This window comes from Phenylobacterium sp. (assembly GCF_041913825.1).
GTDB lineage: Bacteria > Pseudomonadota > Alphaproteobacteria > Caulobacterales > Caulobacteraceae > Phenylobacterium.
The window spans coordinates 222,057-236,508 of sequence record NZ_JAYSEO010000003.1; the positions used below are offsets into that span (position 1 = coordinate 222,057).

Below are 14,452 nucleotides of genomic sequence, written 5' to 3' on the forward strand. Positions count from 1 at the left end.
AGGGGAGGACAGCCGATGGACTTCGCGGACTACCGCCGCCACGACGCCGTGGGCCTGGCGGAACTGGTCGCTCGCCGGGAGGTGAGCCCGGGCGAGCTGCTCGACGCCGCGGCGGCGCGGATGGCCGAGGTGAATCCGAAGATCAACGCCGTCACAGCCGACCTGACCGCGCGGGCCCGCACCGAGCCGGCGGGGGAGGGGCCGCTGTCGGGCGTACCGTTCCTGCTCAAGGATCTCGGCGCCACGCTCGCCGGCACGCCGACCACCGGCGGCTCGCGCCTGTTCGCCGACGAAGTCGCCGACGCCGACAGCGCCATCGTTCGGCTCTACCGCCAGGCCGGAGTCTCGATCTTTGGCAAGACCAACACGCCGGAATTCGGCCTGTGGCCGTTCACCGAAGGCGACTTCCTGGGCGTCTGCCGCAATCCCTGGGACCTGTCGCGCACGCCGGGCGGCTCGTCGGGCGGGGCGGCGGCGGCCGTCGCCGCGGGCATCGCCCCCGCCGCCCACGCCAGCGACGGCGGCGGCTCGATCCGCACGCCCGCCGCCTGCTGCGGCCTGTTCGGCCTGAAGCCCTCGCGCGGCCGCGTCTCCTTCGCGCCGCAGGGGGAGGGATGGGCGGGCGCCTCGATCCAGCATGCCGTCACCCGCTCGGTGCGAGATAGCGCGGTCCTGCTCGACGCCACCTGCGCGCCCCAGGTGGGCGATCCTTACTTCCTCAGTTCCCCGGCCCGGCCGTTCGCCGATGAGGTCCGCCGCGATCCCGGCCGCCTGCGCGTCGCCTTCACCACGGACGCCCTGCAGTCGGCCGCCCTCGATCCCGAGTGCGCCGAGGCCGTCCGGGACACCGCCCGCCTGCTGGAGTCCCTCGGCCACGATGTGGAGGAGGCGAGGGTCCCCGGCGACTTCGCGGCCATGCAGGCCGCCGCCGGCCTGGTGATCGCCGCGAGCGTGGCGGCCACGCTTGACGCCGAGGCGGAGCGCCGCGGCCGGCCGATCGCCGACGGCGAGGTGGAGCCGCTGACCTTCGCCACCTATCGCCGAGGTCAAGGCGTCACCGCGTCGGCCTACGTCCAGGCGATCCAGACCCTGCACGCCTTCGGCCGCGCCTGTTCGTCGCTGTTCGAGACCTACGATGTCCTGCTGCTGTCGACTCTCGGCAGCCCGCCGATTCCCATCGGCCACATTCTGGAGGACACAGGTCAGATCGCCGAGCGGCTGTTCGCCTTCATGCCGAACACCCAGCCCTTCAACAACACGGGCCAGCCGGCCATGACCGTGCCGCTCGCCTGGAGCGCGTCGGGCCTGCCCATCGGGATGCAATTCGTCGGCAGGATGGGCGACGAGGCGACGCTGTTCCGGCTGGCCGGCCAGCTCGAGCAAGCCCGGCCCTGGTTCGACCGCACGCCTCCGCTTTAGCGGGCGCCGCGCCGCCGCTGCACCAGCCAGACGGCGAGCACCCCCGTCGCCACCGCCCCGATCAGCAGGGTGGAGACGGCGTTGATCTCCGGGTTCACTCCCAGCCGGACCTGGCTGTAGAGCCGCATGGGCAGGGTGGTGGCGCCCGGTCCGGAGGTGAAGCTGGCGATCACCAGATCGTCCAGCGAGAGGGTGAAGGCCAGCATCCAGGCCGCGGCCACGGCCGGCGCGATGTTCGGCAGGGTCACCTTCAGGAAGGCCTCGGCCGGGCCGCAGCCGAGGTCGCGGGCCGCCTCCTCAAGGCTGAGGTCGAAGTCCTGCAGTCGCGCCTGGATGACTACGGTGGCGTAGCAGAGGGTCACGGTGGCGTGGCTCAGGGTCACCGTCCAGAAGCCTCGGGGCAAGCCAAGCCCTACGAACAGCAGCAGCAGCGACAGGCCGAGGATCACCTCCGGCATCACCAGCGGGGCGTAGATCATGCCTGAGAACGGCAGCCGCCCGCGGAATTGACCGCCGCGCACCAGGGCTACGGCGGCGAGGATCCCCAGCACCGTCGCGATGGTCGCCGAGATCACGCCCACCCGCAGCGTGACCCAGACGGCGTCCAGCATCTGCTCGTTGCGGAACAGGCTCTCGTACCAGCGCGTGGAGAACCCGCCCCACACCGTCACCAGCCGGCTGGCGTTGAACGAGTAGAGCACCAGCAGCGCGATGGGTGCGTAGAGAAAGGCGAGCCCCAGGCCGACCGCCGCTATGTTGAAGGCCGACGGCCGCCTCATCGCAGCACCTTCTGTTGCTGGCGCTGGAACAGCAGGATCGGGATCACCAGGGTGGCCAGCAGCACGATCGCCACGGCGGAGGCCGCCGGCCAGTCGCGGTTCGCGAAGAACTCCGTCCAGATGACCCGGCCCAGCATCAGGGTCTCCGAGCCGCCGAGCAGGTCCGGGATCACGAACTCGCCCACCATGGGGATGAAGCAGAGCAGGGCGCCGGCCACCACGCCCGGCAGGGAGAGCGGGAAGGTCACCCGCCAGAAGGCCTGCGCCTTGGTCGCGCCAAGATCGCGGGCGGCCTCGATCAGGCTGTCGTCCTGCTTCTCCAGCACCGCGTAGAGCGGCAGAACCATGAACGGCAGGTAGGCGTAGACGAGGCCGATAACCACGCCCGTCTCGCTGTTCAGCAGGTTCACCGGGGGCAGGCCGAGCGCCGCCAGCCCGGTGTTGAGCAGGCCGGCCGGCTTGAGAATGGCGATCCAGGCGTAGATGCGGATCAGGAAACTGGTCCAGAACGGCAGGATCACCGCCATCACCAGCGCCCGACGCGCGGCCGGCGGGAAGCGGCTCATCCCGTAGGCGATAGGATAGCCGATCACGAGCAGAATGCCCGTGGCGACCCCGGCGAACCTGAGGCTCGAGCCGTAGGCGTCCAGATAGAGCCGGTCGGCCCCCAACCTGGCGTAGGTCTCCAGGTCCAGCGCCCGCAGGAAGGCGCCGAGGCCGTCCGCGCCGGCTGACCAGTGGAGCCGGGGCGTGTAGGGCGGGATGGCCAGCGCCGTGTCGGACAGCGACAGCTTCGCCACCAGCACGAACGGAAAGGCGAAGAAGACGACCAGCCAGATGTAGGGGAGGAGGGAGGCCAGCCCCGCGCCCGGCCGCCTCACGAGGTCAGCACCACGGCCGCGTCGGGGGCGAAGGTCAGCCAGACCTCGTCGTCCCAGCCCACCGGCCGCTCGGCCATTCGGGTGGCGTTGGCCCGCGCCGCACGCACCATCCGGCCGGGCGCGATCTCCACCACGTAGGTCGTCCAGTCGCCCAGATAGGCGATGTCGTGGACCTTGCCGGACAGGCGGTTCGGTCCCGCCGGGGGCGGCTCGGTGTGCACCACCATCTTCTCCGGCCGCACGGCCAGCCAGACGGCCGCCTGATGTGCGAGCCCGTCGTCGGTGGCGGCCGCGAGTCCGTGGTCCGCCTCCGCCGAGCCGACCCGCGCCAGCCCGCCGGAGACGCTGTCCACCCGCCCTTCGAACAGGTTCACGTCGCCGATGAACTCCGCCACGTCGCGGTTGGCGGGGGCTTCGTAGACTTCCGCCGGCCGGCCTACCTGCACGACGCGGCCCTCGCGCATCACCGCGATCCGGTCGGCGACCACCATCGCCTCCTCCTGGTCGTGGGTCACGATCATGAAGGTCATGGCGAGATCGTGCTGCAGGCGCATCAGCTCGAACTGGGTCTCGTCGCGAAGCTTCTTGTCGAGGGCCGCCAGCGGCTCGTCGAGCAGCAGGATGCGCGGCCGGGGTGCGATGGCGCGGGCCAGGGCCACCCGCTGCCGCTGGCCGCCCGAGAGCTGGTCGGGTTTGCGGCCGCCCATCCCCTCCAGCTTCACCAGCGCCAGCATCTCCTCGACGCGCGCGGCGATCTCCCGCTTGGGCAGGCGCTGCTGCCTCAGGCCGAAGGCGATGTTCTGGGCCGCGGACAGGTGCGGGAACAGCGCGTAGGACTGGAACATCATGTTGGTCGGCCGGGCGTGCGGCGGCAGGCCGGCGATGTCGCGGCCCTCCAGCAGGATCCGCCCCTCGTCGGGAGCCTCGAAACCGGCCAGCATCCGCATCAGGGTGGTCTTGCCGCAGCCGGAGGGACCCAGCAGGGCGAAAAACTCGCGCTCGTAGATGTCAAGCGTCACGCCATCCACGGCGGTGACCTCGCCGAACCGCTTGCGCACGCCCTCAAACCGCACGAGCGGCCGGGCGGCCGGGTCGTCCCAGGGCGCGAAGGTCGAGCGGACCGCGCCTATTACCGGCCGGCCGCTCACCGGCCGGTCAGCACGCGCGTCCACTGGCGGTTCACCTCGCGCAGCAGGGCCTGGTCCTTGGTGGTGGTGACGAACAGGCGTTGCGCCACATCCGCCGGCGGATAGACGCTCGGATCGTCGCGCACGTCGGGGTCAAGCAGCGCCGTCGCCTGGGCGTTGCCGTTGGCGTAGTGGGTGTAGTTGGACGCCCGCGCGATGACCTGCGGCCGCAGCATGAAGTCCAGGAAACGGTAGGCCGCCGCCGGGTTCGGGGCGTCGGCCGGGAGCGCGAACACGTCGAACCAGACCTGGGTGCCTTCCTTGGGAATGACGTAGGCGATGGTCACGCCGTTCTTCGCCTCCTCGGCCCGGTCCGCGGCCTGCAGCACGTCGCCCGAGTAGCCGATGGCCACGCAGATGTCGCCGTTGGCGAGCGCATCGATGTATTCCGACGAATGGAACTTGCGCACGTAGGGGCGCGCCTTCAGCAGCATGTCGGTGGCCGCCGCATAGTCCGCCGGATTGGCCGAGTTCGGGTCCTTGCCGAGATAGTGCAGGGCGACCGCGTACATGTCCTCCGACGCGTCGAGGAAGTAGACGCCGCAGTCCTGCAGCTTGGCGAGATTCGCGGGGTCGAAGACCGCCTTCCAGCTATCCATGGACACCCCGCGCTTGGCGACGGCGTCGGCGTTGTAGCCGATGCCGATGGTGCCCTGCATGTAGGGCACGGTGTAGGCCTGACCCGGATCGAAGGGCTGCATGTGCCGCAGGGTGTCGGGCGACAGCGCGGCGAGCCCGGTCAGCCTGGACTTGTCCAGCTTCTGGAGCGCGCCGGCCTGGATGTAGCGCGGCACGTTGTGGTTCGAGGGGACCACCAGGTCGTAGCCCGTGGCGCCCTGCAGGACCTTGGTCTCCAGCACCTCGTTGGAGTCGAAGGTGTCGTAGCGGACCTTGATGCCGGTCTCGCGCGTGAACTCGGCCAGCAACTCGGGGTCGATGTAGTCCGACCAGTTGTAGATCCGCAGCTCGCCGCCCTCGGCGTCCGCCGCGCCCCCCTGGCCGCAGGCCGCCAGCGCCAGAGCCGCCGCCACCGCGCCCAGCGCGCCGATCCATCTGCGCATCGTTATTCCCCCTCGCAGCCGCGCACGGTTATAGGCGGCGGAGCGCCGCCCTCAAATCCCCGCCTTGCACCGGAGATCAAGAGCTTGAACCCTGCCGTGACCCTGATCGCCCCGGTCCTGCTGCTGGTCGCCTCCAACGTGTTCATGACCTTCGCCTGGTACGGGCACCTCAAGGTCGACAAGGGGCCGCTCTGGGCGATCGTGCTGGTGAGCTGGGGGATCGCCTTCTTCGAGTACTGGCTGGCGGTGCCGGCCAATCGCATCGGCCGCCTGGTCTACGAGCCGGCCGAGCTGAAGGCCATGCAGGAGGTGATCACGCTCGCCGTCTTCGCGGTCTTCTCGGTGACCTTCCTCGGCGAGAAGCTGACTCTGAACCACGGCGTCGGCTTCGCCTTCATCGCGCTCGGCGCCTGGTTCGTCTTCAAGGGGCCGTTCTAGCCGTCCGTCAAAGGTTCGCCGCCAGGAAGTCGACGAACACCCGAACCCGCGCCGGGACGTTCGGCCCGCCGACGAACACGGCGTGGATGGTCTCGATGTCGCCCGGGTTGAACGCCTCCAGGAGCGGGACCAATTCGCCCCGCTCGATCTCGCGGGCGACACTGAACACCCCCACGCGGCCGATCCCCAGCCCCTGGGCCGCGAGCTGCCCCAGGGTTTCGCCGTTGTTCGCCTCCACGCCGCCGGTCACCGAGAGGGAGAAGTCCCGGCCATCGCGGCGGAACGGCCAAACCGGTTCGGCGCGCCGGAAGCTGAAGTTCAGGCAGTTGTGCCGATGCAGGTCCTCCGGGACGGCCGGAGTTCCGCGTCGGGCGAGGTAGTCGGGGGAGGCCACCACCACCCGCCGTGTCTCGCCGAGCTTGCGGGCGGTCAGCGTGCTGTCGGCCAGTGGTCCGAAGCGGATGGCCACGTCGGCCTCGCCCGCGGCCACGTCGGACAGGGCGTCGGTCAGGGCGATGTCCACCAAGATGTGCGGATAGAGCGCTGCGAAGCGACCGAGCAGGGGCACGACACACAGCCGCCCGTGGGAGAGGGCGGCGCTCACGCGCAGCCGACCCCGGGGCGCCCCTTGATCGGCGATCTGCTGCTCCACGTCGTCCAGGTCGGCGAGGATCCTGCGGGCCGCCTGCAGATAGGCCTGGCCCTCGGTCGTCAGCGTCAGCACCCGCGTCGACCGCAGCAGCAGGCGCACGCCCAGCCGCGCCTCGATGCGGTCGATGGCCCGCGCCACCGCCGATGGGCTGAGGTCCAGGACACGGCCGGCGGCCGAGAAGCTGCCCTCCTGGACGACCGCGGCGAACAGCGCGAGCGCCCGCGCCCGGTCTGCGCCGGCGGCGACCTTTGCGTCCATCGCATAAATCCTCTGTGCCGATGCGGGGTAATCCCGCGCCGGAGCGCCGCTATCTATGCGCACACTTCGCAACAGAAGGGTGGGTCATGGACGTGTCGTCAACCGTGGAGCAGGCGGGAAGCCGCGCCGGCGCCCTCAACCCGGGCCTGCTGGCGCTGGCGGTGGGGGCGTTCGGGATCGGGGTGACGGAGTTCGCGCCCATGGGCCTGCTGCCCGGCATCGCCGAGGACCTCGGGGCCAGCATTCCGCAGGCGGGCCTGCTGATCAGCGGCTACGCGCTTGGCGTGATGGCCGGCGCGCCGCTGATGATCTTGGCCACGGGCCGCGTGCCGCGCCGGACGCTGCTGATCGGCCTCGCGGCGATCTTCACGGTGGGTAATCTGCTGGCGGCGGTCTCCAGCTCCTACGGCATGCTGCTGGCCGCCCGCGTGCTCACGTCGCTCAACCACGGCGCCTTCTTCGGCGTCGGCTCCATCGTGGCGGCGGGGCTCGTCCGTCCCGATCGGCGGGCCAGCGCGGTGGCGATGATGTTCATGGGGCTCACCATCGCCAACATCGTGGGCGTCCCCCTTGCCACCTTCGCTGGCGACCACCTGGGCTGGCGAGCCTCATTCTGGGGCATCGCGGGGCTGGGCGTCGCGACCATGATCGCGCTCCGCCTGGCGCTGCCCGCCTTGCCGGCCCCCAAAGCCGGCGATCCGCTGGCCGAACTGCGGGTCCTGAAGCGGGGCGAGGTGCTGGGGGCGCTGGCGCTCACGGTCATCGGCTCGAGCGCCATGTTCACCGTCTTCACCTACATCGCGCCGATCCTGCGCGACGAGACTCAGGCCTCGCTCGGCTTCCTCACCGCGATGCTGGTGGTCTACGGCTTCGGCCTGACCGTCGGTAACTGGCTGGGCGGCAAGTCCGCCGACCGCTCTGTGGACCGTACCCTCGTGGTCACCCTGGCCGCGCTCGCCGCGATCCTGGTGGCTTTCGCCCTGCTGATGAGCCACGCCCTGGCCTCGGCCCTGCTCATCTTCCTCTGGGGCGCCGCGAGCTTCGCCCTGGTCCCTCCGCTGCAGGTCCGCGTCATGCGGGCGGCGGCGGACGCCCCGAACCTCGCCTCTGCGGTCAACATCGGCGCGTTCAACCTCGGCAACGCGTTCGGCGCGGCGCTCGGCGGCGGGGTCATCGCCGCGGGGCTGGGCTACCCGGCCGTCGCGCTCGCAGGCGCCGCCACAGCGGTCGCGGGACTGGGACTGGTCCTGCTGTCAGTGAGCCGCGGCAAGGCGACGGCCCAGGCAACCGCCTAGGCCGCCGCCGCTCACGCAAGGCGGGATCAGCCGCCGAAGCGGATCCGCATCCCGCCGTTGGCGGTGAACCCTTCGGTGGGCGCCCAGGCGTCGACGGTCCAGCGGCCGTCCGGCGCCCGCCGCGGGCGAACCAGCGGGTCGTGTTTCGTCTGCCGGACGTTCAGCAGGTTCTCGAGATTGAGGAAGACGCTGACCGGTCCGAACCGCCGCTCGGCCATGAAGCCCAGTTCGAAGTAGGGCTTCGACCGCCGGCGATAGGGGTTCTCCTCCAGCGCCTGCCGGCCGGTGTAGTAGGCCTCGAAGCCGATGCGGCCGATGTCGTGCTCCTCCCACATCGCGACGAACCCGGCCGTGTGGCGGGGCGTGAGCGGGACCGTGCGGCGGCCGGCGCCGGACGGGTCCGGTTCGCTGGCGTCGACGTACATGTAGCTGCCCGTCACGGTGAAGGCGTCCCGGCGGTAGCGGACCAGCACTTCGGCGCCCGCGGTGCGGGTCTCGCCGGCGACGTTGACGAGCCGGACCCGATCGGGCGTTGCCGCGGGGATTGGCTGGACCGCGTCATGGATGTGCGAGGCGAACAGCGTGACCGTGGCTTCCAGAGGCCCGGACGCATAGCCGCCCTCCAGCGAAGCGTTCTCGGCCACCTCCGCCTTAAGGCCGGACAGCGGTTCGAGGCGCGAGAGCCCGGTCGCCTCGATCTCCTCCACGAACGGCGTCGGCGCATAGAACCCTCGGCCGACCGAGGCCCGGACGGTCCAGGGCCCCGGGCGGTAGAGCATCGACAGGCGCGGGCTGAGGCGCGTGCCGTACTCGTCGTGGACGTCCACGCGGCCGCTCGCCGCCAGCGTCAGCTCCTCCCGGAGGTCGTGCTCCACCTGGGCGAACAGGGCCGGGACGGTGTGCGTGTAGTCGAAGCCTGGGAAAGTCTGCGAGCGATAGGCGTCGCGCTGGACGGCGATGCCCCCCAGCCAAGACGTGCCCCCAACGTCGGCCGACAGCGCCGCCTCCGCGAAGGCGGTGTCGTGGCGGTCGTCCTCCAACACCTCGCCGAACCGATGGTCGTGATTCTGCCGCATGGCCGAGGCGCGGAGGTGGAGCCTGCCCAATCCCTGCACCGGATGCTCCACGACCATGCCCGCGTCGAAGCGGCGGCTGTCCTGCGCCTCCGGGAAGGCCGCGCCGTCGGGAGCGGTGCGGCCGGGGAGGGAGCCGCCCCTGCGCGCCTCGCCCATGGCGCCGAGGGTGAACAGGGCCGTGCCCCCGCTCTCGCTCTCCCAGAAGAGGCGCGGACGCAGCGTCCAGCGGTCGTAGCCCGGCATGTCGGCCCAGCCGTCGCCATCCAGGTCCTGCCGCGACTGGTGGTGAAGGCCGCCCACCAGGGAGGCGCCCCAGCCCGCCGACAGGGGCGAGGCCCCGTAGGCAGTGAGGTCCTGTCCCTTGCGGCTGGTGACGTTCAGCAGGGTCTCGACCGCCGGCGCCGCGCCCGGCCGGCGCGAGACCAGGTTGATCACGCCCCCCAGCGCGGAGGGGCCGTAGAGCGCCGACGCGGCGCCCTTGATCACCTCCACCTGGCCGAGGTCGGTGGGCGGGATCTGCAGCAGGCCGATGGACGAGGCCTGGCCGCCGTACAGCGGCAGGCCGTCGGTGAGCAACTGTGTGTAGCGGCCGCGCATGCCCTGGACGCGGACGTTGGAGGCGCCGAGCGCAGGGGAGGTGACCTGCACGCGCAGGCCGCCGGTCTCGCTCAGCAGCATCGCCACGTTGCCGGGACGCATGGCGATCTTCTCCTCGATCTCCTCGCGCCCGATCACCTCGACGCGGATCGGCTCGTCCTGGACGCGACGGCCGGAGCGGGTCGCCTGGACGATGACCTCCTCGACTTCGGCCTCCTCTTCCGAGCGAGGTTCCGCCGCCTGGGCGGCGTGGGCGAGGTTCGGTGCGGATGCGCCGGCCAGGACGAGGGCGAGGGCGGCGACGGGCAGGTCCGCGCGGAGCGGCCTGCGGTGGGCTTGATTCATGATTGCCTCTTCAGAGCTTGACGGGGAGCGAAGGCGCGCGCCGGCGCGCCGGGCGCCGTCAGGCTCTGGGCGGTCTCATCAGGCCGTACTGGGGATCCGAGGTCGGCACGCGCTGGCGTGCGAAGCCGCCCGGGCGTCCGGCGGACAGTCCAGGACCCTCCGCATCCGCGAGCCGCGGCGGCGCATGGCCGCCGCCGTGGTGGCAATGTCCGTGCACGCATGCGTCGAGACCGCCGCCGGCCGGAGCGGCGTCGTCGGCGTCGCCCACCTGGCCGATCTCCTGGTGCGCCGCGGCCGCGGCTCCGGCGTCGTCGCGGCAGACGAGGGCGTCCAGGCTGGGGCCCAAGGCGACGAGGACGAGGGCGAACGCGGCGAGCGCCGCGCCCAGTCTCCGCCACCATCGCAGGCCCTGAACCATGTCCGGCCCTATAGCCGGGCAGGGGGCGGGCGGGAACGTGTTACAAAATCACGTTCGGCGCCCTGCGGCTCTCGCGCTTGCCAAGCCGGCGTCGGCAGGCCATCTGGCGCGGCCTAGGCGCGCCTCGCGCCCCTGCGACCAGACCCCGAAGAGCCATGTCCCGCATCCTGATCACGTCCGCGCTGCCCTACATCAACGGGATCAAGCACCTGGGGACGCTGGCGGGCTCGATGCTGCCGGCCGACGTCTACGCCCGGTTCCAGCGCGCCCGCGGCCGCGAGACGCTCTACATCTGCGCCACCGACGAGCACGGCACGCCGACCGAGCTGGCCGCCGCCGAGCTCGGCCAGGACCCGGCGAGCTTCTGCGCCGAGCAGCACCGCATCCAGCACGACCTCGGCCGCCGCTTCGGGCTGTCGTGGGACCACTTCGGGCGCTCGTCATCGCCGCAGAACCACCGCCTGACGCAGCGCTTCGCACAGACGCTTTGGGAGGCCGGCTTCATCGAGGAGCGGGTCACGCAGCAGGTCTACTCCAACGCCGACCGCCGGTTCCTGCCGGACCGCTACGTCATCGGCACCTGCCCGCATTGCGGCTACGAGGCCGCCCGTGGCGACCAGTGCGAGAACTGCACCCGCGTCCTCGACCCGGCCGACCTCTTGAAGCCGCGCTCGGCGGTGTCGGGCTCGGAGGACATCGAGATCCGCGGCTCCAAGCACCTGTTCCTCCGCCAGAGCCTGTTCGCCGGCAAGCTGCGCCACTGGATCGAGGGCAAGCGCTCGTCCTGGCCGAACCTTGTCACCTCCATCGCGCTCAAGTGGCTGGACGAGGGGCTGCAGGACCGCGGCATCACCCGCGACCTCGAGTGGGGCGTGCCGGTGAACGCCTTCGAGTGGGGGCCGAACCCCGAGGGCCAGCTCCCCGATGTGGAGGGCCTGGCTGGCAAGGTGTTCTACGTCTGGTTCGACGCACCGATCGAGTACATCGGCGCCACCTGGGAGTGGGCCGACGCGCGCGCCATCGAGCGCGGGCTGCCGGGCGCCGAGGACGCCGACTGGGAACGGTGGTGGCGGGGCGAAGCCGCCGCTGACGTCACCTACGTGGAGTTCATGGGCAAGGACAACGTGCCCTTCCACACCGTGGGCTTCCCCTGCACCCTGATCGGGGTGAACGAGCGGCTCTCCGCCGACGGAACCTGGACGGTGGTCGAGGACCAGCCCTGGAAGCTGGTCGACCAGCTCAAGGGCTTCAACTGGCTGGACTATTACGGCGGCAAGTTCTCCACCTCGCAGAAGCGCGGCGTCTTCATGGACCACGCTCTCGAGCTTCTGCCGGCCGACTACTGGCGCTGGTGGATCACCGCCAATACCCCCGAGACCTCCGACGCGACCTTCACCTGGGAGCAGTTCCGCGACCAGGTGAACGCCGACCTGGCCGACGTGCTGGGCAACTTCGTCAACCGCATCTGCAAGTTCACCGAGAGCCGCTTCGAGGGTGTCGTCCCGGACGGCGGGGCCCCCGGTCCGCTGGAGGACCGTCTGGAGGACGAGGTGCTGGGCAAGCTGCGCGAGCTGACCGGCCACATGGAGGAGCGCGAGTTCCGCAAGGCCGCCACCGCGCTCCGCCAGCTCTGGGTGCTGGGAAACCAGTACCTCACCGAGGCCGCGCCCTGGACCGCCATTAAGACTGACCGCGACCGCGCCGCCGTCGCCGTCCGCTACGGCCTCAACCTCGTGGCGCTGTTCGCCAAGGTGTCGGAGCCCTTCATCCCGTTCGCCGCCGAGAAGATTGCGCTGGCGGTGGGCGAGGACTTCCCCGGCCGCTGGCCGGCCCTCGACGGGCTCGGCCTGCTGCGCACGCTCGAGCCTGGCCGGCCGATCCAGGCCCCCGAGGTGCTGTTCCGCAAGGTCGAGGAGACCCAGGTCGCCGAGTGGATCGAACGCTTCGGCGGGGCCGGGGCGGAGTAGGCGCTTCCGTCCTTGTCGCCGCCCTCCCGGCGCTCGGCGGGATGAGCGGGCGGCTCAGTGCGCCCGATGCTTGGCTTCTTCCTCGGGCCCGATGTCCATGAAGTCGGGGACGGCGGCGTTGTAGGCGGCGGTCCGGTTCAGATCGACGACGACGGTGCGGTGGCCCTCCCACATCATGTGCAGGGCGACGTAGAGCACGATCAGAAGGCCGACGTAGCCGATCCAGCGGTAGCGGTGCAGCAGCTTGGCGATGTAGGTCGCGGCGACGCCCATCAGCGCGATCGACAACAACAGCCCGAACACCAGGATCGCCGGGTGCTCGCGCGCCGCGCCGGCCACGGCCAGCACGTTGTCCAGCGACATGGACACGTCGGCGATCAGGATCTGCAGGAAGGCGTCTCTGAAGCTCTTCGGCTGGCGCCGGGCCACCGCGCCGGAAGGCTCGGTGGTGGGGTCCGCGTCGAGCACCGCGCCGGCCGCCGCTTCTTCGGGTTCGGCCTGGTGGCGCAGCTCCCGCCACATCTTCCAGCAGACCCAGAGCAGCAGCAGGCCGCCCGCGAACAGCAGGCCGACGATGCCCAGGAGCTGGGTGGTGATCAGGGCGAAGCCGATCCGCAGCACCACCGCCGCGATCAGACCGTAGAGGATCGCCTTCCGGCGCTGTTCCTGGGGCAATCCGCCCGCGGCAAGGCCCACGGCGACGGCGTTGTCGCCCGCGAGCACGAGGTCGATCATCAGGACCTGGAGGAGGGCGGATAGCGCGCCGGCGCTGAACAGCTCTTCGAACATCGCGCCCTCAATGCGTCAGCCGTGCGTGGGCTGCAACCGTTCAGGTGCGCGGCCGCGACGCCTCGTAAAGCGCGACCGCCGCGGCGGCCGACACATTCAGGCTCTCGAAGCCGCCCGGCATTGGGATTCGGGCGAGCTCATCGCAGTGCTCCGCCACCAGGCGGCGCAGGCCTTCGCCTTCGGAGCCCAGCACCAGGACCGTAGGCGCCCCGTCGAGCGCGGCGTGCAGGTCCGTCTCTGTATGACCGGTGAGGCCGACGGCGCGCCACCCGAGGTCGGAAAGCTCCTCCAGCGCCCGGGAGAGGTTGACCACCCGCGCCACGGGCACTCGCTCCACCGCACCCGCGGCGGCCTTGGCCAGCGCCCCGGTGAACCGCGGCGCATGACGGTCCTGCAGAATCACCCCGGCGGCGCCAAACGCGGCCGCCGAGCGGAGAATCGCCCCGACGTTCTGCGGGTCGGTCACCTGGTCCAGCATCAGCAGCACCGCGCCGGGGCGGGGCTCGAAGTCCGCGAGGTCGGCGGGCTCCGGCGGCGGGCTGCGGAGCGCCACGCCCTGGTGGACGGCGCCCTGCGGCAGGTTCTGGGCGATCAGTTGGTTGTCGGCGGTCTCAAGGGCGGGCAGGCGGCCGAATCGCTGCTCGATCTGGCGGGCGCGCTCGGTGGTGGCCAGCAGTCGCAGCGGCGCGCCACGCGCCGGATTGGCGAGCGCCGCCTCCACGGCGTGCCACCCCCAGATCCAGTCGTCGGACGCCGTGTCAGGACGTCTCTGGAAGCGCTGCTGGGGCGGTCGTTTTTTCCCTTTGCGGGCGTCGTTGCGTTCGGGATGCGAGGCCACTATAAGACGCGCTCCAAATTGGGGCCCCGGACGGGAAGCCGCCCCCAGGACCGTACGTTGGGCGCTCTTAAGCGCCTCGCGTGCTCCGGCGGAAGGCTTTTGTTCGAGGCGCCCGATGTGGCTCCGAGCGCGCTGGGGGAATGTCCCGAGTGGCAAAGGGGGCGGACTGTAAATCCGCTGCTGTAATGGCTTCGTAGGTTCGAGTCCTACTTCCCCCACCACGCGCCGGACCAGACGAGGAGAGTTTGGGCGACCCCGCTCAGTCCTTGGCGGGTATAGCACAATGGTAGTGCAGCAGCCTTCCAAGCTGAGGATGCGGGTTCGATTCCCGCTACCCGCTCCAAGTTTCCGTTTCAGTTGAACAACGCCCGGCAGGACCCTGATGGCCAAAGAGAAATTCGAACGTAACAAGCCGCACTGCAACATCGGCACGATCGGCCACGTTGACCACG

Annotated in this window: 14 protein-coding genes and 2 tRNA genes; 7 read left to right on the top strand and 9 right to left on the bottom strand. The window is 70.8% G+C overall.

All coding sequences use genetic code 11. The features are described from left to right. Positions 1–15: 15 nt before the first annotated feature. Positions 16–1,419, top strand: a complete 1,404-nt coding sequence (locus ACE3Q8_RS03590) for an amidase (RefSeq protein WP_374468868.1) — start codon at positions 16–18, stop codon at positions 1,417–1,419. Here the strand turns inward: ACE3Q8_RS03590 and ACE3Q8_RS03595 are convergent. The 4 genes from ACE3Q8_RS03595 to ACE3Q8_RS03610 are packed head-to-tail and all read right to left on the bottom strand — an operon-like array spanning position 1,416 to position 5,327. Then, the gene (locus ACE3Q8_RS03595; RefSeq protein ID WP_374468869.1) at positions 1,416–2,198 is read right to left on the bottom strand and encodes an ABC transporter permease; all 783 of its coding nucleotides are present in this window, start codon (positions 2,196–2,198) and stop codon (positions 1,416–1,418) included. The two genes, ACE3Q8_RS03590 and ACE3Q8_RS03595, sit on opposite strands and share 4 nt — an antisense overlap. Beyond that, complete coding sequence (locus ACE3Q8_RS03600) at positions 2,195–3,079, bottom strand: ABC transporter permease (RefSeq protein WP_374468870.1); 885 nt, start codon at positions 3,077–3,079, stop codon at positions 2,195–2,197. The genes ACE3Q8_RS03595 and ACE3Q8_RS03600 overlap by 4 nt, the downstream gene beginning before the upstream one ends. Next, positions 3,076–4,251, bottom strand: coding sequence for an ABC transporter ATP-binding protein (locus ACE3Q8_RS03605; protein WP_374468871.1), 1,176 nt, complete (start codon positions 4,249–4,251; stop codon positions 3,076–3,078). The genes ACE3Q8_RS03600 and ACE3Q8_RS03605 overlap by 4 nt, the downstream gene beginning before the upstream one ends. Continuing rightward, positions 4,224–5,327 carry a polyamine ABC transporter substrate-binding protein gene (locus ACE3Q8_RS03610; RefSeq protein ID WP_374468872.1) on the bottom strand — a complete coding sequence of 368 codons (1,104 nt, stop codon included), beginning with the start codon at positions 5,325–5,327 and terminating at the stop codon, positions 4,224–4,226. Before ACE3Q8_RS03610 ends, ACE3Q8_RS03605 begins: the two co-directional genes overlap by 28 nt. A 144-nt stretch (positions 5,328–5,471) precedes the next feature. Between ACE3Q8_RS03610 and ACE3Q8_RS03615 the strand changes: the two genes are divergently transcribed. Beyond that, a complete protein-coding gene (locus ACE3Q8_RS03615) occupies positions 5,472–5,765 on the top strand; it encodes a DMT family protein (protein ID WP_374468885.1) in 294 nt (97 codons plus the stop codon). Between the two features lie 7 nt (positions 5,766–5,772). Here the strand turns inward: ACE3Q8_RS03615 and ACE3Q8_RS03620 are convergent, their stop codons facing one another. Next, positions 5,773–6,675: a LysR substrate-binding domain-containing protein gene (locus ACE3Q8_RS03620; protein ID WP_374468873.1), complete on the bottom strand. Its 903-nt coding sequence runs from the start codon at positions 6,673–6,675 to the stop codon at positions 5,773–5,775. A gap of 86 nt (positions 6,676–6,761) precedes the next feature. Between ACE3Q8_RS03620 and ACE3Q8_RS03625 the strand changes: the two genes are divergently transcribed. Continuing rightward, positions 6,762–7,970 carry an MFS transporter gene (locus ACE3Q8_RS03625; protein ID WP_374468874.1) on the top strand — a complete coding sequence of 403 codons (1,209 nt, stop codon included), beginning with the start codon at positions 6,762–6,764 and terminating at the stop codon, positions 7,968–7,970. Between the two features lie 26 nt (positions 7,971–7,996). Here the strand turns inward: ACE3Q8_RS03625 and ACE3Q8_RS03630 are convergent, their stop codons facing one another. Together ACE3Q8_RS03630 and ACE3Q8_RS03635 are read right to left on the bottom strand one after the other, a co-directional pair. Further along, positions 7,997–9,988: a TonB-dependent receptor plug domain-containing protein gene (locus tag ACE3Q8_RS03630; RefSeq protein ID WP_374468875.1), complete on the bottom strand. Its 1,992-nt coding sequence runs from the start codon at positions 9,986–9,988 to the stop codon at positions 7,997–7,999. 58 nt (positions 9,989–10,046) lie between these two features. After that, on the bottom strand, positions 10,047–10,406 hold the full coding sequence (locus ACE3Q8_RS03635) for a hypothetical protein (protein ID WP_374468876.1): 360 nt from the start codon (positions 10,404–10,406) through the stop codon (positions 10,047–10,049). A 155-nt stretch (positions 10,407–10,561) separates the two neighbouring features. On the opposite strand from ACE3Q8_RS03635, the gene metG reads away from it, so the two are divergent. Continuing rightward, positions 10,562–12,373, top strand: coding sequence for a methionine--tRNA ligase (gene metG / locus ACE3Q8_RS03640; protein WP_374468877.1), 1,812 nt, complete (start codon positions 10,562–10,564; stop codon positions 12,371–12,373). A 54-nt stretch (positions 12,374–12,427) separates the two neighbouring features. Here the strand turns inward: metG and ACE3Q8_RS03645 are convergent, their stop codons facing one another. Both ACE3Q8_RS03645 and rlmB read right to left on the bottom strand, forming a co-directional pair. Further along, on the bottom strand, positions 12,428–13,162 hold the full coding sequence (locus ACE3Q8_RS03645) for a TerC family protein (protein WP_374468878.1): 735 nt from the start codon (positions 13,160–13,162) through the stop codon (positions 12,428–12,430). 40 nt (positions 13,163–13,202) lie between these two features. Continuing rightward, the gene (gene rlmB / locus ACE3Q8_RS03650) at positions 13,203–14,000 is read right to left on the bottom strand and encodes a 23S rRNA (guanosine(2251)-2'-O)-methyltransferase RlmB (RefSeq protein ID WP_374468879.1); all 798 of its coding nucleotides are present in this window, start codon (positions 13,998–14,000) and stop codon (positions 13,203–13,205) included. Between the two features lie 134 nt (positions 14,001–14,134). On the opposite strand from rlmB, the gene ACE3Q8_RS03655 reads away from it, so the two are divergent. The 3 genes from ACE3Q8_RS03655 to ACE3Q8_RS03665 all read left to right on the top strand — a co-directional run. Continuing rightward, positions 14,135–14,221: transfer RNA gene (locus ACE3Q8_RS03655), tRNA-Tyr, on the top strand. 48 nt (positions 14,222–14,269) lie between these two features. Beyond that, positions 14,270–14,343 (top strand) — tRNA-Gly (locus tag ACE3Q8_RS03660). A gap of 39 nt (positions 14,344–14,382) precedes the next feature. Next, the coding region (locus tag ACE3Q8_RS03665; RefSeq protein WP_233245152.1) for a hypothetical protein at positions 14,383–14,452 on the top strand (70 nt) is incomplete at its 3' end.

Coding starts and splice junctions, on each gene's coding strand:
- ACE3Q8_RS03590 (WP_374468868.1), top strand. CDS start 16: ATGGACTTCGCGGACTACCGCCGCCACGACGCCGTGGGCCTGGCGGAA.
- ACE3Q8_RS03595 (WP_374468869.1), bottom strand. CDS start 2,198: ATGAGGCGGCCGTCGGCCTTCAACATAGCGGCGGTCGGCCTGGGGCTC.
- ACE3Q8_RS03610 (WP_374468872.1), bottom strand. CDS start 5,327: ATGCGCAGATGGATCGGCGCGCTGGGCGCGGTGGCGGCGGCTCTGGCG.
- ACE3Q8_RS03615 (WP_374468885.1), top strand. CDS start 5,472: ATGACCTTCGCCTGGTACGGGCACCTCAAGGTCGACAAGGGGCCGCTC.
- ACE3Q8_RS03620 (WP_374468873.1), bottom strand. CDS start 6,675: ATGGACGCAAAGGTCGCCGCCGGCGCAGACCGGGCGCGGGCGCTCGCG.
- ACE3Q8_RS03625 (WP_374468874.1), top strand. CDS start 6,762: ATGGACGTGTCGTCAACCGTGGAGCAGGCGGGAAGCCGCGCCGGCGCC.
- ACE3Q8_RS03630 (WP_374468875.1), bottom strand. CDS start 9,988: ATGAATCAAGCCCACCGCAGGCCGCTCCGCGCGGACCTGCCCGTCGCC.
- ACE3Q8_RS03635 (WP_374468876.1), bottom strand. CDS start 10,406: ATGGTTCAGGGCCTGCGATGGTGGCGGAGACTGGGCGCGGCGCTCGCC.
- metG (WP_374468877.1), top strand. CDS start 10,562: ATGTCCCGCATCCTGATCACGTCCGCGCTGCCCTACATCAACGGGATC.
- ACE3Q8_RS03645 (WP_374468878.1), bottom strand. CDS start 13,162: ATGTTCGAAGAGCTGTTCAGCGCCGGCGCGCTATCCGCCCTCCTCCAG.